Below are 23222 nucleotides of genomic sequence, written 5' to 3'. Positions count from 1 at the left end.
GCTAACGTCATAGAAGCAAGCTTCTAATCAGTTCGCTCGACTTGCATGTATTAGGCACGCCGCCAGCGTTCATCCTGAGCCAGGATCAAACTCTCCGAAGAAATGTTTGACTTGCTCAATTTAAAAATAAAAATTAACGTTGACGTTTGTCGCTTTGTTCAGTTTTCAAAGTTCAACCGCCGCTCTTAAGCGACTTTACTATCTTATCAAGTTATTAACGTAATGTCAACAACTTTTTTATTTCTTTTTGTTGTTTTCGCTTGTCTGCGTTAGCAACATATATAAATATACCAAATCGTTTTCATAAAAACAAGGGGTAAATTAAAAGTTTAAATTTTCTAATATTATTAACTAAAAAAAGATGGCCGTAGCCATCTCTTTTTTAGCGTTGACGCATATGTGGGAATAATAGTACATCACGGATTGACGGTGCATTTGTTAGTAACATAACAAGGCGGTCAATACCGATTCCTAGACCACCTGTAGGTGGCATACCATATTCTAATGCCTCAATGAAGTCATCATCCATCTCATGTGCTTCATCGTTTCCTTGCTCTTTCTCTTTCAACTGAGCTTCAAAACGCTCACGTTGGTCAATTGGATCATTTAGCTCTGTAAATGCGTTCGCGTGTTCACGTGCAACGATAAACAGCTCAAAACGGTCAGTAAAACGTGGATCTTCCGCATTTTTCTTAGCCAATGGAGAGATCTCTACAGGATGTCCGTAAATGAACGTTGGTTGAATTAACTGCTCTTCTACTTTTTGTTCAAAGAATTCATTTACAATATGTCCATATTGCATATGTTCATTGATTTCTACCCCGTGTTCTTTCGCTAAAGCACGAGCTTCTTCAACAGATGTTTCTCCCCAGAAGTCTACGCCCGTATATTGTTTAATAGCATCGACCATATGAAGTCTTGTCCACTCTGGAGTTAAATCTACCTCTTGATCGCCATACTGAATCTTTGTTGTGCCAAGTACTTCTTGCGCAATATGTGCAATTAAGTTCTCTGTTAAAGCCATGATATCTTTGTAGTCCGCATACGCTTCGTACAATTCAATCATTGTAAATTCAGGATTGTGACGTGTAGATACACCTTCATTACGGAATACACGGCCAATTTCATATACTTTTTCTAATCCACCTACGATTAAACGTTTTAAATGAAGTTCAATCGCAATACGCATATAAAGTTCCATATCAAGCGCATTGTGGTGTGTCACAAACGGACGAGCTGCTGCTCCACCTGCGATTGAATGCATCATCGGTGTTTCAACTTCTAAATATCCATGATTATCTAAGTAACGGCGCATCGATTGAATAATACGGCTTCTTGAGATAAATGTTTGTTTACTTTCTGGGTTTGTAATTAAATCTAAGTAACGTTGACGGTAACGCTGTTCAATATCTTTTAAACCATGATATTTATCTGGAAGTGGACGAAGCGCTTTTGTTAGTAACGTAAAATCTTTTACTTTAATAGAAAGTTCGCCAACTTTTGTTTTGAATAAAACACCTTCAACCCCTACCAAGTCACCGATATCTACGCTGCTGAAGATTTCGTACTGTTCTTCGCCAATTGCATCTTTACGTACATAAAGCTGAATTTGTCCTGTTAAATCTTGAACGTGAGCGAAACCTGCTTTTCCTTTTCCACGCTTTGTCATAATACGACCAGCTAATGACACAGGCACTTCATTTTCTTCTAACTGTTCTTTTGTTAACTCGTCATACTCACTAATTAATTGCTGTGATGTATGTGTACGTTCAAAACGTTGACCAAACGGATCAATACCTTGATCTCGTAGGTTGCTCATTTTTTCGCGACGAACGAGAAATTGATCATTTAATTCTTCATGACTCATCGTTTACTCATCTCCATCGTATAATTAAGTTTTCCGAAACAGAAAAAAGGCCAGCATGTTTACTGGCAACTACTACGTTTCTTTAAAATTATTATAGGTTCAGTCGTTTCTCTATGTCAAATCGCTTTATTCTCGCTGTGCTTCTCTTTTTCTTCGATTTCTCTAACAAGCTACCGAATAGACCAACAACCTGCGAACCCAAATCTCAAAGTTTTTACTCAGAACTCTACTTTACGCCAATCTAAAAATGAATCAACTAATAAGATTCATTTTCACTTATGCAAATCATTACTATTATTTTCGAACATGTCTAGTATACCAGTTGTTTGCTCTCGAAATAATTTTACATCTTTTAAATCCGATAAACGTGTTGTGATGATTTCGACTTTTTCTTCTGCTACAGGGAGAATAAGAGATGGAGCTAGTTCGTTTAGAGGAACCATCACAAACGCCCGTTCAAACATTCGGGGATGAGGGACGCTCAGTCTATCCGTATGAATGACTTCATTACTATAAAGTAAGATATCTAAATCAAGGGTTCTAGGTCCCCATACAATCTCTCTTTTTCGGCCTGCCGCTTGTTCAATGGCTTGCAAACAATCTAAAAGGCGCTCTGACGAATACGTTGTTTGTATTTTTACTACCATGTTTAAAAAGCTTGCTTGATTCGTATACCCGACCGGGGCCGTTTCATAAACAGATGAAACAGCCACTACCTTAATCTCAGAGTGCTTCATCAAGCCTGTAACTCCGGACTTCAAATGTTCCATTCGATTTTCAATATTTGATCCTAATGCAATATATGCTTCTGTTGTCATTCAACGGCTCCTTTTAATTTCAATAGCTACCGATTGATAATAACCCGGAATTGGCGGATCGGGCTTATATACCTTTACTGTACAAGCCTGCACGAGTTCGTAATTAGCAAGCAATTCAGATGCAATCGTTTCGGCCACCGTTTCAACTAAATTGAACGTGCGCTTCTCTACAACTTCCTGACATGTTTGGTATAAATCTGCATAGCTCACCGAGTATTCTAAATTATCCGTAGTACCAGCCTGCTTTAAATCCAGTTCTACAGTTAAATCCACGTGAAAACGCTGCCCTAATTTATTTTCTTCTGGAAATACGCCATGATATCCATAGAAACGCATATCATTCACATAAATTTTATCCATCTTTAGCCTCTCCTTTTGCTTTTATACATGTAGCTCGTGTCGACTCATTAGCGACATCGTGTAAGAGCGATACTCTTTTTGCAACTGAGCTGTCAGCGTATGGTCTCCTACTGAAAACTGCTTATCCTTTATACTTCGAAGAGGTACGATTTCTTGAATGGAATTTGTAACGAAAGCTTCATCACCCTCTAAGAGCTGTTCCACCGTAAATAAGCCTTCTACAACCTCTATGTTTTTCTTTTGTAAAAGCGTAAAGATAAACTGTCTCGTAATTCCATTTAAGATACCTGTTTCAAGAGACGGCGTATATACACAATCATCTTTTACAAAAAATAAATTTGACACAATACCTTCGGCTAAGAACCCTTCTTTTGTTAAAAAGATACCCTCTTTATTTAAGTCTGAACCAACTTCTCGTTTAGCTAGTACATTATTTAAATAATGATGAGACTTCAACCTCATGGTTCCTTCAGGCGTATTTCGTTTCGTCTCAAGAATAAGCCCCTCTTTTACAAGGGGGCTCGATGGATGAGGCATTGATTTCATATATACGATTGTAGATGGCTTATCGTATTCTTCCACTTGCAATCCAATTCCGCCATTTCCTGCTGAGACATTTAATCGAACATACGCATTTCTCTCATTGTTTTTCATTAACAGACTATTAATGATTCCCAACACGTCCTGTGTAGAGTAGTCCCATACAATATTTAATTCATGTAAGCTGCTACGCAGTCGATCCAGATGATCTTCCACTAAAAATGGATGACCTTCATAAACTCGTAATGTTTCAAACAGCCCTAGTCCATACATATATCCGTGATCAAACGGAGAAATAGTGGCTTCAGATGCAGGCTTTACTTCGCCATTTACGTATATATACATATCATTACACTCGCTTTTTTTCGTAAGTTTCAATAAAATTCTTCAGCATTTCTTTACCGTAAGAAGTCATGATAGATTCAGGGTGGAACTGTACCCCTTCAATAGGTAATGATTTATGGCGAATCGCCATAATTTCATCTTCTGCTGTCCACGCTGAAATTTCAAAACAATCCGGCAGTGAACTTTTTTCTACAATCAAAGAATGATATCGCGTTGCCGTGAACGGATTATCAAGACCTTTAAAGATAGTACGGCCATCATGATGCATTTCAGATGTTTTACCGTGCATTAATTTATCCGCACGAATCACATTCCCTCCAAAAGCTTGCCCAATCGACTGATGCCCTAAGCATACGCCAAATATTGGAATCTTACCTGCAAAATACTCGATGGCTTCTAGACTGATTCCCGCTTCGTTAGGACTGCATGGTCCCGGGGAGATCATCAAGAAATCTGGATTTAGCACTTCAATTTCAGAAAGTGTAATTTCATCATTTCTTTTTACAAGAAGCTCATGCCCTAGCTCACCTAAATACTGTACTAAATTAAACGTAAAAGAATCATAATTATCAATCATTAATATCATCTTTACTCACCCTCACTCAGCTCATTTTCGCTCTGCTCTTTTGCTTTCCATAGTGCAATTGCTTTTTTCAGTGATTCTTTGTATTCGTGTTTCGGATTTGAATCAATCACAACACCCGCACCAGCCTGCACATAAGCTTGGCCGTCTTGAATAATCATAGTGCGAATCGCAATATTTAATTCCATATCTCCATTGAACCCAATCCAACCAATCGATCCTGTATAAATTCCTCGTCGAACTGGTTCAAGTTCTTCAATGATTTCCATTGTACGAACTTTAGGTGCTCCAGTAATCGTTCCTCCAGGAAAAACCGCATCTACAATATCTACAAAATCTTTATTGCGCGCGAGCTTGCCTTTTACATTAGACACAATATGCATCACATGTGAATACTTTTCAATAACCATAAACTCGTCAACATGAACCGTACCATATTCGCTTACTCTACCAAGATCATTACGCTCCAAGTCGACAAGCATCACATGCTCTGCACGCTCTTTTTCGTTATGAATAAGCTCATCCGCTAACTGTTGGTCTTCTTGATCATCCTTACCTCGAGAGCGCGTTCCCGCAATCGGTCTCGTACTGATTTCATCACCGGCTTTTTTCACTAATAGTTCTGGTGAACAGCTCACAATGTGAAATTCTTCTGTCTGCATATAAGACATGTAAGGAGACGGGTTGATTTTTCGTACCTGTTCGTAGATATGCATAGGATGAGTTTGAAGCTGTTGAGACTGTCGAACAGATAAGTTCACTTGAAACACATCGCCTTGCCCAATGTACTCATGTACGCGAGTTGTGGCATCTGAAAAAGCAGCTTCAGACATCGAAACCTCACTCTTTTCGGCAACACGATGAATCCGCTCATATGAGAGTCCTTCAGCACTTGCCTCCATCCAGTCCTTTTTGTATTGATCAATACGCTTATGTGCCTGCTCTTTACAATCTGCTTCGTCATTAACGATAATCCAGAGCTTTTCCTTTTCTTGATCGTATACAAATACGTCATCGAAAATAAGGAAATAAACGTCCGGCGTTTTCAATGAATCTTCAGCAAGTTCAGGTATAGTTTCTACATAGCGGATATAATCATAGCTAATAAAGCCAATTGCTCCACCTTGAAAAGGAGGAAGATCTGGATTCACCTCCGCTTCAAACTTCTTCACCCAGTCTCGCATAAGATGAAGCGGATTACCTTTTTGAACAGTAGCTTGGCCATCCATTTTGATATGAAGCTCGTTTTGTTCGCCTCGCAAAATGGCTACAGGTTTTAATCCCATCATTTGAAACTTTCCGCCTCGACCGCTTTCAAGCAGGATATGATTCGGTTCCTCTTTTGACAACTCTTGATATTTTTTGAACCATTGGTTTTTAGAGATAGAAATAGATTCGCCCCAAGTCATTCTTTGCTGCATTTGTTCACTCTCCTAAAAATAAATCACCTGCTTTCATTTTACATGATTCTCAGATGAAAAAAAACAGCTTCATATAGAAGCTGTTTTTTTATCGTTTTTATGCTTGTGTTTGTTCTTCGAATTGGAACAACGGAGTACTTAAGTAACGCTCACCGTTACTTGGAATAATCGCTAACACTTTTTTACCTTTTCCAAGCTGTTTTGCAGCCTTTAACGCAGCATAAATCGCAGCCCCAGAAGAGATACCTACTAGTACACCTTCTGTTTTTGCTACTTTACGGGCATATTCAAAAGCTTGGTCGTTTTGAACAGCGACAACTTCGTCATATACTTCTGTGTTAAGCGTATCCGGAACAAAGTTTGCACCAATTCCTTGAATTTTATGAGGTCCTGGTTGACCACCGCTTAAAATCGGAGAATCAGCTGGCTCTACCGCATAAATTTTGATATTTGGGTACTTTTCTTTCAACACTTCACCAGCACCTGTAATAGTACCGCCAGTACCGATACCTGCCACAAATCCATCTAGCTGATCGCCAAACTGCTCGATGATCTCTTTAGCCGTTGTTTGACGGTGCACTTCTGGGTTTGCCTCGTTTTGGAACTGTTGAGGAATAAAGTAGCCGTGCTCTTTTGCAAGCTCAGTTGCTTTATTAACCGCCCCTTTCATTCCTTCTGGACCTGGTGTTAACACTAACTCTGCACCGTACGCACGAAGCAGATTACGACGCTCAATACTCATCGTTTCAGGCATTGTTAAAATAGCACGGTATCCTTTTGCTGCAGCTACCATTGCTAAGCCAATTCCTGTGTTACCGCTTGTTGGTTCAATGATTGTGTCGCCAGGTTTTAACACACCTTTTGCTTCCGCATCTTCAATCATTGCTAATGCGATACGATCTTTTACGCTGCTTCCTGGGTTCATAAATTCTAATTTTAAATATACATCCGCCATATCTTCTTCAACTAGACGGTTTAGTTTTACGATTGGTGTTTGACCAATTAACTCTGTAATTGAATTTGCAATACGTGCCATATGACCACTCCTAATACCAACTAATTTTATTGATTTTGTATACAATTTATCAGATGTTTTCTAAATTGTCAATCATTTTGTCTTTCCATTTACCTAATTTTGTTATATTTTTAGATCAATATATACAGAAATAGAACTTGATATCTATAAAAAAGGCGCTCATTTATAAAATGACGCCTTTTAAGAATCTTTTATTTCATTTAAATTGCTTGTTCTTTCATTTCTTCAAGCTGCTTTTTATCAAAACGATAGGTTTCATTACAGAAATGACACTGGGCTTCAGCTTGGCCGTCTTCCTCAATCATTGATTGAATCTCTTCTTTTCCTAAGCTGATAATGGCATTAGCAATTCTTTCTTCTGAGCACTGACATTTGAACTCTACAGGCATTGTCTCCAGAAACTTTACATTTTCTTTTCCAAGAACTTCTTCTAAGATTTCCTCAGGAGAAAGACCTTTTTGAATCAGTTTTGAAATGGGCTCAATCGTTTGTAATCGTTGTTCAATAGCTGTAATCGTTTTATCATCTGTTCCTGGCAGAAGCTGAATGATAAATCCGCCCGCAGCTAAGATTGTGTTATCAGGGTTAACAAGTACACCTACACCTACTGAAGATGGAACTTGTTCAGATGTCACGAAATAATACGTGAAATCTTCTCCTAATTCTCCCGATACAATAGGTACTTGTCCGTTAAATTGATCACGCATTCCGATATCTTTTACGACACTTAGCGTGCCATCTGTACCTACAGCACGTGCTACATCTAATTTTCCATGCTGATTTAAATCGAAGTGCGTTTGTGGATTCGTTACATATCCACGCACTTCCCCTTTAGCATTGCTATCTACTAAAATAACGCCAATTGGGCCGCGGCCTTCAATTTTAATTGTTAGCTTTTGCTCACCCTTTAGCATAGCCCCCATCATGACTCCCGCAGTCATTGAACGTCCCAATGCTGCAGAAGCTGTAGGCCATGTATAGTGACGGCGCTGCGCTTCTCCAACTGTATCCGTTGTTTTTACTGCATAAGCGCGAACTTGACTATTGTAAGCTAGTGCTTTTACTAAATAGTCACCCATAATATACACCTCTTACTCCATATTTTTTGTATAAATTATTTGCAATCCTTTTAAAGTCAAAAATGGATCCACAATATCAATAATATCCGACTCTTTAGCAATCAATGTTGCGAGTCCTCCAGTAGCAATAACTTTAGGATTTACTGTTGCTTGCTCTTTCATTCTTGCTACAATTCCTTCTACTTGTCCAACGTATCCATATAAAATACCTGCTTGCATCGCAGATACTGTATTTTTTCCCACAATGCTATTTGGTCGCGCAATTTCAATTCGCGGAAGCTTAGATGCTCTTGAATAAAGAGCTTCTGTCGAAATATTAATACCAGGGGCAATCGCACCACCCATATATTGCTTATTTTCATCAATATAGCAATACGTGGTTGCGGTACCAAAATCAACGATAATTAAAGGGCTTCCGTACAGCTGAATTCCAGCAACAGCATTTACAATACGGTCTGCTCCCACTTCACGCGGATTTTCATATTTAATATTTAAACCCGTCTTAATTCCAGGACCAACAACAAGCGGCTTTAAATGAAAATACTTTTGACACATTCTCTCCAATGCAAACATAATAGGAGGAACAACAGAGGAAATAATAATACCATGAATATCTTTAAAAGATAAACTAACGTGCTCAAGCAAGGCTTTGATTGTCATGCCATACTCGTCTTCTGTTTTATTACGGCTTGTTTCTACACGCCAGTGATACTTTAATTCATCTCCATCGTATACACCTAATACCGTATTCGTATTTCCAACATCTAATACAAAAATCATTTCAATCACCACTTTATATAAATTCAGTATTCACACTGAAACCATCATACCATAACTGGTAAATAGACGTGTATATTCTAGATAAAATAGGAATATAATGACACGATTCTCTAGTGGATATCCTACTTATCCACCATATATACGAAAACCTTTTACCAAACCTAACTTTTGCCCATTAAAAAAATCAGTGGAGAATATCTCCACTGATTTTTATTTTCTTATGCTTTTGGCTCTTCGTCGTCTGTCTTTGTTTGGATGTTTACTTTAACATCTTCATCTGTTACGTGACTAGAACGATCTGGAAGAGTTCCATGATCTACTAAGTGGTTGATTTGCTCAGCGTCTAACGTTTCTACTTCTAACAATGTTTGAGCTACAAGCTCTAACTTGTCACGGTTTTCCGTTAAGATCTGCTTCGCACGCTCATAGCTTTCTTTAATGAAACGTTGAATTTCATTATCAATTTCATGAGCAATCGCATCACTGTAGTTTTGTTCACTGTGTAAATCACGACCTAAGAATACTTGGCCTTGTTGTGATTGACCGAATTGCATTGGTCCTAACTTTTCACTCATACCGTATTCTGTTACCATTTTACGAGCGATGCTTGTTGCACGCTGGAAGTCATTGTGAGCACCTGTACTCACTTCGCCGAAAATAATTTCCTCAGCTACGCGACCACCAAGCAATCCAACAATTTTATCCAGCAGCTCTGGCTTCGTCATAAAGTAGCGATCTTCTTTTGGTAACATAACAGCATATCCACCAGCTTGCCCACGTGGAACAATGGTTACTTTATGTACCATATCAGCTTCGTCTAATACGACACCGATAATTGTATGTCCTGCTTCATGATAAGCAACAATATTGCGTTCTTTTTTAGAAATAACTCGACTTTTCTTAGCTGGACCTGCAATTACGCGGTCTGTTGCTTCGTCAATGTCAACCATTTCAATTTTCTTTTTGTCCTGTCTAGCAGCTACTAAGGCAGCTTCGTTTAACAAGTTTTCGAGATCTGCACCTGAGAAACCTGGCGTACGCATAGCAATTGCTTTTAAGTTTACTGATTCATCTAAAGGCTTATTGCGAGCATGTACTTTAAGCACTGCTTCACGGCCATTTACATCTGGACGATCTACCGTAATTTGACGGTCGAAGCGGCCTGGACGTAATAACGCTGGATCTAAAATATCCGGGCGGTTTGTTGCTGCAATGATAATGATACCTTCGTTAGCACCAAAACCATCCATCTCAACAAGCAATTGGTTCAATGTTTGTTCACGCTCATCGTGTCCGCCACCAAGACCTGCGCCACGTTGACGACCTACAGCATCGATTTCATCAATAAAGATAATACATGGAGCATTCTTCTTCGCATTTTCGAATAAATCACGAACACGAGAAGCACCGACCCCAACAAACATTTCAACAAAGTCTGAACCACTGATAGAGAAGAAAGGAACGCCTGCTTCACCAGCAACAGCTCTTGCTAATAATGTTTTACCAGTACCAGGAGGTCCCACAAGTAAGACACCCTTCGGAATTCTTGCACCTAGCTCTGCGAACTTACGAGGATCTTTTAAGAACTCAACAACTTCCACAAGTTCTTGCTTTTCTTCGTCTGCACCAGCTACGTCTTTAAATTTAACCTTTTTCTTTTCTTCACTGTAAAGCTTAGCCTTACTTTTACCGAAGTTCATAACGCGGCTTCCGCCACCTTGAGCTTGGTTCAGTAAGAAGAAGAATAGGATGAAAATAATAACAAACGGAATGATTGACGTAAAGAACGTTACCCAGCCGCTTGTTTCATCAGCAGGTTTAAAATCAACTTCTACTTGATTATTTTCTGAAGCAGCGTCAATACGATCAAGTGCTTTGTCACCATCTACGATGTAAGTTTGGAACGTTTGATCCTTTTTATAAGAATCTAACTTCCCTTGCACAACATACACGCCTCTTTCAGGCTTCATAGAGAGTGATTTCACATCACCTTTGTCTAAGTGTTGAACAAATGTATCGTATCTCATTGGTTCTGCTTTTTGATTAGAGCCACTAAAGAAGCTTACCACGCCAATAATGACTAAAAATATAAGTAAATAAAAGATGGTATTACGGAAGATCCGATTCATTTCTTACCTCCTCCCACGATAAACAAATACTGTATTCAATACTAACATAGAACATTTATCCTATCCAATAAATTGCACTTGGATATGTGCTTATTAATTGCTGTATACTTGCGGTTTAAGAACCCCAATATACGGCAGGTTACGATATTTTTCTTGATAATCTAATCCATACCCTACTACGAATGCATCAGGTACTTCAAATCCAACGTAATCTGCTTTAATAGATGCTTTACGACCTGTTGGTTTGTCTAAGAGTGTGACAATCTTAATTGACTTAGCTTTACGGTACTTGAATAACTCTACAAGATAGCTAAGCGTTAAGCCGCTGTCGATAATATCCTCTAAGATAAGAATGTCTCGACCTTCAACTGATGTATCTAAATCTTTTAGGATTTTTACTTCACCAGAAGAAACCATCGCATTGCCATAACTTGATACATCCATAAAATCCATTTCTAAATATGTATCAACACGCTTAATTAGATCAGACATAAAAGGCATAGCGCCTTTTAATACACCGATTACCAAAGGAAAACGGTCAGCGTATTCCTCAGATAATAGCTTACCCAATTCTTTTACTTTCTGTTGTATTTCTTCTTCTGAAATCAAAATTTCTTGAATATCCTGCTTCATTCCTTACTTGCCTCCTAGAAGTTTTCGCTACTTATAGTATAAAATAACATATCTGGACTTATGTGTATGCAGTTCATAAGCAGATTTTTTCAAACCAGGTAGCCACAAAATAGTTCCTTGGCTATCTTCCACTACCGGCCAATGATCTCTGAAGTGTAAAGGGATTTTTTCATCGATAAAAATATCCTTTACTTTTTTATGTCCCTTCATGCCCTTTACTCGCATTTTATCGCCATTTTTTCGTGTCCTTACCTTTAATGATTGTAAATCGTGAGCTTCATCTAAAAGAAAAACATCGTTTCCTTTTATATCTTCGACTTTATTATGTATTTCACAAATAAGCTGGTGACCATTTGGAAGCTCGACGACCCCTGGAATCGGAACAATAAATTCATATGGTTCGATGTCCCCCTCATTAAAGGTGAAAAGACAGTCGTTGTAAGATCGGATAATACGTAAACCATTTGGAAAGTCAAGCGTCCCAGACGGTTTTTCACTTTCACAAAATCCTACTAACGTGTCAACATGCGTTGAGGAAAGGGTTGGAGGAATTTCTTTATAGAGATAGTTTAATATTAGTTGAATACCACGCCTTTGTAAAGGCTTGCGTATCCTTAGAAAACAATCTCTATCAATGAGAATTTCATTTTGCAATTTCTTTCTCATTACTTTATTCATCACATCGGTCGTTAATTCCTCTAAGTATGCTTGATCTTCATGCAAGTTCTCGCTAAATTGTTGAAATTTTTCATGTACAGCTGCGTTTTCTTGCTTTAAAAATGGCAAAACGTAATGGCGAAACCGATTTCTCGTGTACGAGTCTTTCTCATTACTCGGATCAATCCGAGGGGTAAGCCCATGTAGCTTACAGTAGCGATTGATTTCTTCTTTCGTTACGGCTAGGAACGGCCTAATAATAAATCCATCCGCATATGGCCGCTTGGGCTGCATCCCTGCGTATCCATTCATCGTACTACCTCGGACCATTCGCATTAACATCGTTTCAATCTGATCATCTCCGTGATGTCCTAATGCAAGAAGATTTGCTTTGTGCTTCTTCATAACATGAGTAAAAAATGTATAGCGGCATTCTCTGGCTGCTACTTGAGAAGATAACTTTCTTTCCTTCTGATAGGCAGTAACATCAATCTGCTTCGCCTCACATTTAATATTCAATTGTTTGCAGTAGTTCTGCACATATTCCATATCTTGCTGTGACTCTTTGCCCCGGAACATATGATCAACATGAGCAGCAATAATCGTGAGAGATTTTTGCTCTTTCAGACTCCATAAGAAATGCAGCAGTGCTAAAGAATCAGGACCACCAGAAATACCTACAACCACCGTAGAGCCTGCGGATAATAACTGATGTTTTGTCATAAAATTGTTCACTTGCTTTTCCATAGGAATGACTCATCCTTATAATGTACACGCAATAATGTATCATTAATTTACTTTATACGAATGACTATAAGGAAAGTTTCACAATTTCTCCAAACTTTATAGCACTTGAATAAATAGATATAAAATATAAATCAACATTACGGACGTACAAAGTAGTAGCGTCTCTAACACGTGAGAACGCTTCTTCTTTACTTTAACACGAGGGGCAGACGGTTGACGAACGTTTTGAGGCTTTGTTCCTTTACTTTTTGCCCCTCTTCTTTTTTCGACCGATAACACCTCTATTTTCATTTCTTTAGCTGACTTATACTTTCCCGTAACCGCTTGATACAAAACGTCTCCGAAAGGTTCCAACTGCTTTGTTGTTAATATAAATTGTGTTAATTGTTCAGCCGGTTTGTCTGTTTTATTAATTCGCTTGCCATAAGCTGCGTGAATCAAAACCATAGATGCAGCAAACAAATCATAGGTCGGTTCTGCTTTTCGGGAGCCAAGCCCCCAGTGCGCTCGATCATAAAAGTCGGTAAATTCTTTTATTGACCGCCCTTGCAGAGTTGTTCCTCCCACGTCAATCCATCGAACTTTTACAGGGTTAGATGTTACGACCAGGTTTTCTGGTTTTAAATCGCCAAATACCCAACCTTCTTCATGAAGGTTTTCCAAGTCTGTTAAGAGCTGACTTGCAAATACTTGCAGCCATTCTGTCCCTCTTGTTGAGATAAAGGAAAGGAGAGGCTGCCCTTTCACATACTCCATTACATAGAAGGAAAGAGCATGAGAACCATAGCTCCAATCATCTACATCAAGTAAGCGCGGTCCTAGCACTTTGTCTTTGACTTGAGAGAGCTTTTTTAATACATTCACTTCTGCTGTAACAGACATGTTGGAAAAGCTTATTTTTAACGCTGCTAGCGTTCCGTTTACTAATTGAACTAAATAGACAACTCCAGTTGCCCCCACGCCTAATTTCTCAAGAATTTTATAATGGACGTGATGCCATTTCCCTTGAATTTCTGTTCCCGGAGATAGGTTACATACCTGATTCTTCAATGTATTGTTCATTATTTTTCAACAACCCTCTCAATGAGCGCTTTTTGGTGAAATAATGAGTAGCCTCTTTGATAGCCGGTCCAGTAGGCGTAATACCTCCTGCTGTTAGTTTTGGAAAAATCGTTGAAAGCGACTCTAATCTTGGATTCCAGTCCATTAGCTTCTCTACATCTTTCTTTTTCCCAGGAAATAAAAAGATTGAAAATTGATTATGCCCCATCCGAGCATTCAAGCTTAACGATAAATCTAACAGCGACTCCTTTACAGTAGGAAGCTTATTTTTCATACTTCCGCTCATGTCAACTAAAATAAGAATCTCTAAGTCAACCGTTTCGCCAAGCTCATCAACGACTTCCATGATTTCTCCTCGCTTCTCAGGAGATAACTCTTCTAATCTTGAATTAGAGGAACCTAGAATTTGCTGAAGTTCTTTATTTACAACGCCTTGAAGTGTTTGCGTCATTGCCTGTCTTGTAACCATTTGAACAGTTTGAGAAAGCTGTTTTACGTAAACAATTTGACTCACGCCACCGCCTGACATGGCAATGCCTTCTATTTCATTCGTGCTTTGCTCATCAATTGTGTCCTCTTCCATCACACCAATAACGTTTACACTAATCCCTTGTTCTTTAGCCAGTGCTGCCATTGCTACCGGATCTTCACCTGTATTCGAACCACCGTCCGTAATGACCAACATCTGTTTCAATGTACCTTTTTTCATAAAAAAATCCCCTCCTCATTATCAGTATTAACATGATAGACGAGGAGGAGATAAAATATACTTCTATCTAACTATTGTGCTTTTTTACGATAAGCGTAAGAAGGAATCGATGACCATTTCGGGGTATTGTGCTGAAGTTTTGCCACAACTACCGTCATATCATCTTCAATTAAACCTGATTTTGTTCGAATAACTTCTTCCATAATTAAGTCTGCAATTTCTTGTGGATCGTTTGTTTGAAGCTCGCCAATTTTTCGCTTCATCCACATTTCGTAGTTCTCAACGTGTTTCGGTCCTTCAAATACGCCGTCACTCATCATAATTAATAAGTCTTCCGCCTTCATTTGTTCATTCACAACATCCACTTCAAATTCTTCAATAATGCCCATTGGCAAATTACTTGCCTGTATTTTAATCACCTTATCTCCACGTTTGATAAAGCTTGGTGTAGAACCGATTTTCAAGAAGTTTACATTAGCATCTTGTAAGTCAATCATCGCTAAGTCTAACGTAGAAAAGATCTCATCGTTTGTACGCAGCGATAAAATAGAGTTAATCGATTTAATTGCAATTGTCTCTTCTATTCCTGTTTGTAAAATTTGTTTTAACAGCTGAAGCGTTTCGCTGCTTTCATAGTGGGCACGCTCTCCATTCCCCATACCATCGCTAATAGCTAGTGCATACTTACCGGCGTTTAGCTCAATCATGGAGTAGCTGTCACCGGATACAAACCCTCCGCCTTTAGCAGCATGTGCTACGCCTGTATCAACAACGTACGCTTTTGTACAGCCAAACGAAACGTGGCAATAGCCTTGAGGATATTTAGCACATTCTTCGTTCTTTACTACAATACTTTCACCTAAAATATCTGTAAGCATTGGCGCAATAATCTTCTCGCATTCTCCTCTTCCGTGACAATATGGCACCCACATTTCAATATCTACATTTCCAGGTTCTAAGCTATAAATTTCAATTTGATTGATTTCCATCCCAAAGTTACGAAGAGCTTCTAAAATCTGTTCTTCTTGTACATTTAAATTTTCGCGCTCTCGCTTAATTTCTTTTGCAAAATTCCCCATGACTTCAGAAACACCGTGAAGCTGTTCTGCTACAATCCTTCTACTTTCTTGAATTTGGGCTTTTAAGTGCTGATTGGCTTTAAAATACGTAAGTTCATGCTCAATCACATCGATGACTTTTTTCGATTTCACACAATGTTTGTCCATTTCTCGAATTAGTCTTGGATTTTGCTCAAGAGTGCCATTATCAACTTCAAGCATAATTTCCTTCATATATTCATAGGTTGTATCAAACTGCTGTGCCCAACATTGTTCTTTTTTAAAACAAAATTGGCACGTCCTTTCGGTAACGCTGCTTAAGAAATAATCGACTTCTTTATCCGCGCTTGGCTTTTCATCATAAAATCCATTTTGCGTGAAGCTTTTGGAAAGTGCTTGAAAAACATTTGAGAACTGTTCTACGCGATTCGCTGTTACATCTCGGATCTTGCGCACGTACTGCTGTTGTTCAAGCATGTTTTCAGATGTCCCTGGTACTAGTTTACTTAAGTTTTTCAAAACAAAAGATGGGGTTAATAAAAATAGGACAACGGCCGTCAGTGATTCATACAAATTAGTCGTCAAACCTTGATCTGCCTGAGCATATAGGCCAATTAGCAATGAACCAACAACCAGCCCAAGAGCTGCCCCTAGCTTTTTACCGTCTTTTAAAAGTCCTCCAAGCAAGCCGGAAAAAGCGAGTAAACTCATTTCATACAAACTGGAAACATTCGCGAAGCTTAAAATTAAACCGGTTACGACCCCTACCGTAGCTCCTATCGTAGGGCCAGATACAAACGCAAAAACTAATACTAAGTAACGAGATAATATATGTTCAGCCGAAAGCCCGTAAATCATCCACCCTATTGTCCCCGTCATAACAGATGCCAACAAAATAATAAGAGAGATCACTTCTTCTGTTTTTAATGATTGTTTTCTCTTTCGGTATGAAATTAAAGGCACGCTTTGTAAGAAAATCATTGTTAAGATAAAGCTCAACCCTGCTTCTACTGCCACAAATGTAAAATCATACATAGTGAATTCCTTGGTAAACACATAAAAAATAGTTAGTTTTGTAAGTAACATCGCGCTAAATACAGTGAACGGCAGCTTTTTTAACGGATCCATTGTCAGTATGCCGCTAAATCGATGAATTAGTAAGAAAACAAATAGTGTAGCAAATACGGTACCTCCATTTTGAATGGAAACACTAAATGCCCCTGCCAATACGGCTAAACTTGCTAACGGTGCTTTTTCTTTCTTTATAGCCATTACAGCTGCAAAGAATGGCAAAGCAAATGGCATGATTTTCATTAAAATTAACGCTCGTCCTAATAAAAAACCTACGACTAGCAGCAACAATCCCCATTGAAATAACACCTTTTCCGTTTTCATACCCGCCTTTGTAAATACACGGGACATTTCTAATCTAGTTCGGTTAAATACCGCCTCTGTTGTTGGACTTGCAAAATCTCTTTCCGTCTTTTGCATTCTCCCACCACCCGCTAATTATACTTATTCGTTATTATATCGCGGCGAAAGGTGAAATTTTGTCAAACGGACTAGCAAAATACCTATAATCGTTCGACTATTTTCTAGTATTATATTGAAAACTATACAAAAAGATGTACAATCTTACATGGCGATTTAAAAAATATCAGAGATACTGTTAAAGCCTATACTCATCATTCTTTTTTAAAAGCAAATAAAAGTCTATAAAAATAATAAAAAAGTTATTGACAATATCCCAGCTTTTTTATATTATTATAAATGTCTTTTAGAGAACGTATAATGGCGGTGTAGCTCAGCTGGCTAGAGCGTACGGTTCATACCCGTGAGGTCGGGGGTTCGATCCCCTCCGCCGCTACTCGAATAACGGCCCGTTGGTCAAGCGGTTAAGACACCGCCCTTTCACGGCGGTAACACGGGTTCGAATCCCGTACGGGTCATCAAAAAGCATGTACAACAGTACATGCTTTTTTTCTACTCTTTTTTACATATAAAAAAAGCACCTTTTAGATAAAAGGTACTTTCCAAAAACTCGCTATCTATTTGATATAAGCAGCAAGTTAACCGCGTTTTGCACCGCGTCCACCGCGTTTTGATTCGGTATGGCGTTTTAGGGAAGATAAACGTTCTTCACTGTCTTTTAAGAAACGATTCATTTTTTGTTCGAATGTTTCTTTTGTACGGAAATCATTACCGCCACCACGATTGTTATTACGTTGTGGGCGTGAATCACGTGGACGGTCTGAGCGTGGCGCTCTTGCAGGACGCTCTGGTCTTTCTGGACGTTCTGGTTTGTCTACCGCTTTCTTAATTGAAAGACCGATTTTACCATCTTTCTCAACGTTAATTACTTTGACTTCAACTTCGTCGCCCACTTTTAAATGGTCGTTAATGTCCTTTACGTAATTATCAGCTACTTCACTGATATGAACCAAGCCTGTTGAACCTCCTGGTAACTCAACAAAAGCTCCAAAGTTCGTAATACCTGTTACCTTTCCCTGTAACTTGCTGCCTACTTCGATTGACATAAAAAAAATGCTCCTCCTTAAATGATAAAAGAAATCAATTTATTATATTATACAAAAAGCAAAAATACACTGTCAACGAACCATACGTTTAGTCTTTTTTTACATTAAAGATAATTTCCCCGTCTTCTGATAAAAAATAATCTCTGCGGGCAATCTTTTTAATATAATCATCGTCATTTAACTTGACGACTTCACCTTTTAACTGCTTTTGCTTGCTTTGTAATTTTGTCAGCTGCTGTTCTAATTTCACCTTCTCAGCTTTTTTGTTCTCAATAGCTGAGGTTTGCGTAATTAAAGCTGATACCATCAATCCACCAATGATTAAGGCCAACACTCCGAAAACAGTCAAACGCCTAATTAAACCGATACGCTTTCGATCTGTATTTTGTTTAATTTGCTCTTGTTTGTGGCTATAATCAGTATTTAACTTCGCGACCTTTTTTTTTCGTACCGCACTCATTGAATTAGTCGTCCCCCTTGTTTTTTAAAGTGTTCACCCATGCAACGATTCTCATTATCATATTCTTTGCACGATTGTAAATTCCTTCTATATACCGAAAACCCATATGTAAAAATCGTTTTACAGGTTTAGGCATCATTCTCCAAAATACGAAAAGAACCCACCTGGTCGGTACGTAAATAAGCTTTAGACAGAATACGAGCAGCTTATGAACGGCTCGGTAGATTCCTAAAGCGACTACAAGTAGAATATGAATAAAGAAGCGGATAGGCTTGACCAAAAAAATATTACTAAGCGTTAAAACACCTCGATATAAACTTAATACGCTCGAGACAGTAAATGTTAATACTTTTAAATACAGTGATTGAAATAAGCTTTGATACGCAGCAAAGCCGCAAAACAAAGCAAGAAACGCATACAAACGCAGTTCTCCTTCATTCACTAAAAACAACACATAAAAAATGAGAAGAGCTTGCACCATCCAAAACAATACGTCATTCACAAATACAAACCATGGGCGTGATTTAGAGCGATTAACAAAGTAACGATAAGTATCGAGAGAAGCACCTAAACCGCTTCCCATCGATACCATCGCAAGCATTGTATAGAGCTGAATGTTTAAACTCATCGAAACAACTTACTAAAGAATCCTTTAGCCTTCTCCGATTGGTTCTCATCTAAGTAAACTATATCAAAGATTTTTCCTTTTATCGATACAATTCCTTGATCAACGTCTAAATTTTTCATTTGCAGATTTTGCCCTCTAACTGACAAGAAACCCATCACTGTTTCAAGTAAAAATTCCTCATTGTCAAAGCTCTCTACCTGCTTCACACCCGTGATATCTAAGAGACGCCGACCCTTCATCACTAAATCATGATTTGGAGTATGGTCTTTGTTTGAATTGCTTGTTTCGTAAAATTGGCTCATATCTTCATCCCCACCTCATTCATTAAGAGCATTCGCTCTTGTTATCTGTTGTTTAAAACATATGAATGAGAAAGCTGATTTAGAACAAGCCTTCATCAGTTATACTTCAGAGGAAATACGCTCTTCTTTGACAATTGAGTACAAATTAGCTGCTTCTTCTTTTTTAGCTGCTTCTTGAAGAGCCTCTATTTTAACGGTAATTTTCTTCGTGCCAAATGTGATGGCTAATTCATCTCCTACTTTCACATTTGTGCTTGCTTTTGCAACGATACCATTAATCGTAATACGGCCCTTGTCTGATACTTCTTTTGCCAATGTACGGCGCTTAATTAAACGTGATACTTTTAAAAATTTATCTAACCTCATAATTCCCTCACCTTTCTGTTTTACAAACCTGTTTTTTTGGCTTCTTCCCAAAATTCGTCTAACTCTTCTGACGAAAAAGATTCAAATGGTTTTTCAGAAGCTCTCACTTTTTCTTCAATATATTGAAATCGATTTAAAAATTTTGTATTCGTTTTAGCTAATGCAGCTTCAGAGTCAATTTTATAAAATCTTGCAATATTCACTAAAGCAAATAAAATATCTCCAAATTCATCGCTCATTTTTTCTTTATCAGCATGCTGTACTTCCTCTTGGAATTCAGCAAGTTCTTCCTGTACTTTTTCCCACATAGGTTCAACTTCTGACCAATCGAAACCAACTTTTGCAGCTTGTTTTTGGTATCCATGCGCTTTCATTAAAGAAGGCATAGCCTCAGGTACAGAAGCTAACAGAGAAGAAGGTTCCTCTCCTTTTTCTTCTTTTTTGATTTCATCCCAATTTTTTAAGACCTCATCTGCATCATTCACGCTCACGTCCCCAAATACATGCGGATGGCGTCTTACCATTTTCTCTGAAACACTGCGAATGACATCATCAATTGAAAACATTCCTTCATCTTCACCGATTTGTGCATGAAGCAATACTTGCAGCAATACATCACCGAGCTCTTCAATCATATTATCGTCATCTTGACGGTCAATTGCATCTAATAACTCATAAGACTCTTCTAGCAAATAGCGCTTGAGCGATTCATGCGTTTGTTTTTGATCCCAAGGACATCCGTTTGGCCCTCTAAGCGTGGCAATAATCCTTCTGAATGCGTCAAATTGATGATATAAAATTGTTTCGTCTGCTACTGGAGGGACATAAATAGTCGTTAAGTTATTGAGCGACATTTCTCTATCCAATTCATACAGCTTGACCGGCTGGATTTTTTCTTCACTGCTTCCCGCTGCTGTTACAATGTAAACGAGGTAATCATCAGGAACATGTTCCATCAGCGTGAGCTTTACCTCTGAGGCAACGAACTGATCGTATACTTGAGCAATTAGAACATGACCCGTTAACTCTATTTCGCTTCTCTTTAAGTCTGTTCCGTCTAGCAGCTGAAACCCTTCAATAGGATCGATCTTTAGCGCACCAAAAATCGGGTCTAAGAAGCTTTGTCCTCCTTTAATTTCAACAGGAATGCCTCGTTCTTTTCCTTTTTGTAAAAGTAATTGAACCGTACGTTCTGCCACTAAAGGGTGCCCAGGAACGGCATACACCACTTCTTCTATTGAAGCTTTATCGATTAAATCATTTGATATATGTTCATATACCTCTTCAAATGCATCATACGATTCGTATATGTCATCATAGGATACATACGTCAAGCCTTCACTTTCTAATTCTTTGATTACAGGATGTTCTTTTGTGCGCATATAAATATGCTTCTCCTGCTGTAGCAAGCGATAAATGCCTACAGGTAGCTGTTCTAAATCGCCTGCTCCTAAACCAATAACTGTTACTTTACCTGTCATTGCTTCACCTTCTTATTTATTTTTTAATACGTATTTAGCTAAAACACTTCCCATTGGAAGTAAACGTAATTCCTCTTCGGTAAAAATGTGTTGTTTCATAATGATAAACAAATAAAACAAACCGCCTATTAAAACACCAGCTCCGGTTTCAACCACTTGTTTGCTTGTATCTAAACCATTAGACCATACAAAGTGATGTAAACAAAATAAATAGCTTTGCAAAAGAACGACCATTGCTATGCCCGTTATAAAAATACCGCCACTCGCCTTTTTCGGAACAAGAGGTACAGCTAGCTTTTTATACAGACAAAATAGATTGATTGCTGCAACGATAGCGAATCCAGCTGAGGAAGCAATGGCTGCTCCTATAGTTTGAAAATCTGGTATTAGCCAAAGATTCAATATCAGTTTGACTGCCATGCCAGCGATAACGGCTATTACAGGCGCAAAAACAGCTCCCGTCCCCTGCAGTACAGCTCCAGCAGTTGCTGCTACTGTTGTAAATATAACTAACAAGCTCAAAATTTGTAAAACGCCCGTTCCGTGGGAGTCACCGTATAAAAGCATATTAATGGGTTTCATCAGCGCAATCAAGCCAAAAGCTGCTCCAACTCCGACTACAAGCGATAGACGGAGAGACAGCTGAACTTTTTCAACCACAAATGATAGATTCCTTTTCGCAATGGCTGAAGAAATAACAGGTACAAGCGAAAGCGAAAAAGCTGTACCTACTACTGTACCTAATTGAATCAACGGAAGCCCGCGGTCGTAAATACCTTTTAAAATTTGTGAAGCTTTTTCAGCCATGCCGTGCGCCGTCAGACTAGAATATAAAGTAAAGGAGTCAATAAGCTGGATAAACAGCAGACCCATACCGCTAATACAAATTAATAAGCCTTGAATAACAAGGATTTTAAATATTCTCTTGATGTCTGCTTTTTTTATGCGTTGAAATACTCCCTTAGAATTTGTTTTTGTTCTAAAAACAAATAAAAATAAAATAATAAGGGATGTTATACCGCCTGTTATAGAACCAAAAATAGCTCCCGCCCCTGCAGTATATAAATCATACCCATGTTGGATCAAAAAAATAGACAGACACAAAATAGTCCCTACCCGTACAACTTGTTCTGCAATTTGAGACAGCGCTGTAGGAAACATATTATGTAATCCTTGATAATAACCACGAATAACAGCAATAAACGGAATAAGTAAAAAGGAAAATGAAATAATTTGAATGAGAACCGTTAACTTACGATCTCCCATCCACTCGGCAATCGTTTCTGCGAAAATATATTCAAAAGCAAATATCGTGCAGCCTACTACAAACAAAAAAGCAAACGAAACTTGAAGTATTCCTCGGATTTCCTTTCTCCGATTTGTTACCGCATACTCAGCTACTAACTTTGAAATAATTACAGGGAAACCATATGTACCTAGCTGTAGCGCAATTCCATATAGCGGATAAACTTGCTGATAGATATAAAACCCTATATCTCCCGCAATATGGTGATATGGAATACGATAAGTGGCACTTAAGATTTTCGTAAATAAACCTGCGAGCGTTAAAATAACGGCGCCGTTAAAAATAGAATAGAGCTTTGACTGTTTCTGCATTCCTACA

Annotated in this window: 22 protein-coding genes, 2 tRNA genes and 1 rRNA gene; 2 read left to right on the top strand and 23 right to left on the bottom strand. The window is 38.4% G+C overall.

All coding sequences use genetic code 11. The features are described from left to right. The 16 genes from MMB69_RS26760 to spoIIE all read right to left on the bottom strand — a co-directional run. A 16S ribosomal RNA gene (locus tag MMB69_RS26760) occupies nt 1–101 on the bottom strand; the annotation flags it as partial. A 281-nt stretch (nt 102–382) separates the two neighbouring features. Beyond that, nucleotides 383–1867: a lysine--tRNA ligase gene (lysS, locus tag MMB69_RS26755; protein WP_098623027.1), complete on the bottom strand. Its 1485-nt coding sequence runs from the start codon at nt 1865–1867 to the stop codon at nt 383–385. A gap of 272 nt (nt 1868–2139) precedes the next feature. Then, nucleotides 2140–2685: a 2-amino-4-hydroxy-6-hydroxymethyldihydropteridine diphosphokinase gene (gene folK / locus MMB69_RS26750; RefSeq protein ID WP_277448704.1), complete on the bottom strand. Its 546-nt coding sequence runs from the start codon at nt 2683–2685 to the stop codon at nt 2140–2142. After that, nucleotides 2686–3045 (bottom strand): dihydroneopterin aldolase, encoded by a 360-nt coding sequence (gene folB, locus MMB69_RS26745; protein WP_221785732.1) that lies wholly within the window; start codon nt 3043–3045, stop codon nt 2686–2688. 21 nt (nt 3046–3066) lie between these two features. After that, nucleotides 3067–3930 carry an aminodeoxychorismate lyase gene (gene pabC, locus MMB69_RS26740; protein WP_277448703.1) on the bottom strand — a complete coding sequence of 288 codons (864 nt, stop codon included), beginning with the start codon at nt 3928–3930 and terminating at the stop codon, nt 3067–3069. Between the two features lie 4 nt (nt 3931–3934). Continuing rightward, nucleotides 3935–4516 carry an aminodeoxychorismate/anthranilate synthase component II gene (gene pabA, locus MMB69_RS26735; RefSeq protein WP_013054890.1) on the bottom strand — a complete coding sequence of 194 codons (582 nt, stop codon included), beginning with the start codon at nt 4514–4516 and terminating at the stop codon, nt 3935–3937. 2 nt (nt 4517–4518) lie between these two features. Next, nucleotides 4519–5934, bottom strand: a complete 1416-nt coding sequence (gene pabB, locus MMB69_RS26730; protein ID WP_221785734.1) for an aminodeoxychorismate synthase component I — start codon at nt 5932–5934, stop codon at nt 4519–4521. A gap of 97 nt (nt 5935–6031) precedes the next feature. Next, on the bottom strand, nt 6032–6970 hold the full coding sequence (gene cysK, locus MMB69_RS26725) for a cysteine synthase A (protein WP_013054888.1): 939 nt from the start codon (nt 6968–6970) through the stop codon (nt 6032–6034). A gap of 200 nt (nt 6971–7170) precedes the next feature. Then, nucleotides 7171–8049: an Hsp33 family molecular chaperone HslO gene (gene hslO / locus MMB69_RS26720; protein ID WP_221785735.1), complete on the bottom strand. Its 879-nt coding sequence runs from the start codon at nt 8047–8049 to the stop codon at nt 7171–7173. Nucleotides 8050–8061: 12 nt separating this feature from the next. Further along, nucleotides 8062–8829, bottom strand: coding sequence for a type III pantothenate kinase (locus MMB69_RS26715; RefSeq protein WP_013054886.1), 768 nt, complete (start codon nt 8827–8829; stop codon nt 8062–8064). 218 nt (nt 8830–9047) lie between these two features. Further along, nucleotides 9048–10958, bottom strand: a complete 1911-nt coding sequence (gene ftsH, locus MMB69_RS26710; protein ID WP_013054885.1) for an ATP-dependent zinc metalloprotease FtsH — start codon at nt 10956–10958, stop codon at nt 9048–9050. Between the two features lie 93 nt (nt 10959–11051). Continuing rightward, nucleotides 11052–11591, bottom strand: coding sequence for a hypoxanthine phosphoribosyltransferase (gene hpt, locus MMB69_RS26705; protein WP_013054884.1), 540 nt, complete (start codon nt 11589–11591; stop codon nt 11052–11054). 27 nt (nt 11592–11618) lie between these two features. Next, nucleotides 11619–12995, bottom strand: a complete 1377-nt coding sequence (gene tilS / locus MMB69_RS26700) for a tRNA lysidine(34) synthetase TilS (protein ID WP_260506999.1) — start codon at nt 12993–12995, stop codon at nt 11619–11621. A 96-nt stretch (nt 12996–13091) separates the two neighbouring features. Continuing rightward, a complete protein-coding gene (locus MMB69_RS26695) occupies nt 13092–14057 on the bottom strand; it encodes a protein kinase domain-containing protein (RefSeq protein ID WP_221785736.1) in 966 nt (321 codons plus the stop codon). Next, nucleotides 14026–14766, bottom strand: coding sequence for a VWA domain-containing protein (locus tag MMB69_RS26690; RefSeq protein WP_013054881.1), 741 nt, complete (start codon nt 14764–14766; stop codon nt 14026–14028). The genes MMB69_RS26695 and MMB69_RS26690 overlap by 32 nt, the downstream gene beginning before the upstream one ends. A gap of 71 nt (nt 14767–14837) precedes the next feature. After that, a complete protein-coding gene (spoIIE, locus tag MMB69_RS26685) occupies nt 14838–17315 on the bottom strand; it encodes a stage II sporulation protein E (RefSeq protein WP_013054880.1) in 2478 nt (825 codons plus the stop codon). 302 nt (nt 17316–17617) lie between these two features. Here spoIIE and MMB69_RS26680 point away from each other — a divergent pair. Next, nucleotides 17618–17691: transfer RNA gene (locus tag MMB69_RS26680), tRNA-Met, on the top strand. Between the two features lie 10 nt (nt 17692–17701). After that, nucleotides 17702–17773, top strand: a tRNA-Glu gene (locus MMB69_RS26675). 120 nt (nt 17774–17893) lie between these two features. Here the strand turns inward: MMB69_RS26675 and MMB69_RS26670 are convergent. From MMB69_RS26670 to MMB69_RS26640, 7 genes are all read right to left on the bottom strand, one after another. Further along, on the bottom strand, nt 17894–18361 hold the full coding sequence (locus MMB69_RS26670) for a S1 domain-containing RNA-binding protein (RefSeq protein WP_013054879.1): 468 nt from the start codon (nt 18359–18361) through the stop codon (nt 17894–17896). Nucleotides 18362–18449: 88 nt separating this feature from the next. Further along, the gene (locus MMB69_RS26665; RefSeq protein ID WP_221785737.1) at nt 18450–18821 is read right to left on the bottom strand and encodes an FtsB family cell division protein; all 372 of its coding nucleotides are present in this window, start codon (nt 18819–18821) and stop codon (nt 18450–18452) included. A 4-nt stretch (nt 18822–18825) separates the two neighbouring features. Next, nucleotides 18826–19449 carry a spore cortex biosynthesis protein YabQ gene (yabQ, locus tag MMB69_RS26660; RefSeq protein WP_050691224.1) on the bottom strand — a complete coding sequence of 208 codons (624 nt, stop codon included), beginning with the start codon at nt 19447–19449 and terminating at the stop codon, nt 18826–18828. Next, on the bottom strand, nt 19446–19751 hold the full coding sequence (yabP, locus tag MMB69_RS26655; RefSeq protein WP_013054876.1) for a sporulation protein YabP: 306 nt from the start codon (nt 19749–19751) through the stop codon (nt 19446–19448). The genes yabQ and yabP overlap by 4 nt, the downstream gene beginning before the upstream one ends. Before the next feature lie 99 nt (nt 19752–19850). Next, nucleotides 19851–20117, bottom strand: a complete 267-nt coding sequence (locus tag MMB69_RS26650) for an RNA-binding S4 domain-containing protein (protein WP_013054875.1) — start codon at nt 20115–20117, stop codon at nt 19851–19853. 20 nt (nt 20118–20137) lie between these two features. Then, nucleotides 20138–21598: a bifunctional methyltransferase/pyrophosphohydrolase YabN gene (yabN, locus tag MMB69_RS26645; protein ID WP_277448701.1), complete on the bottom strand. Its 1461-nt coding sequence runs from the start codon at nt 21596–21598 to the stop codon at nt 20138–20140. A gap of 12 nt (nt 21599–21610) precedes the next feature. Then, the gene (locus tag MMB69_RS26640; RefSeq protein WP_221785739.1) at nt 21611–23215 is read right to left on the bottom strand and encodes a putative polysaccharide biosynthesis protein; all 1605 of its coding nucleotides are present in this window, start codon (nt 23213–23215) and stop codon (nt 21611–21613) included. Nucleotides 23216–23222: the final 7 nt, after the last annotated feature.

Origin of the sequence: Priestia sp. P5 (assembly GCF_029522155.1) — a bacterium.
GTDB classification, from domain to species: Bacteria; Bacillota; Bacilli; order Bacillales; family Bacillaceae_H; genus Priestia; species Priestia megaterium_E.
This window is presented reverse-complemented; position numbering and strand designations above follow the sequence as displayed.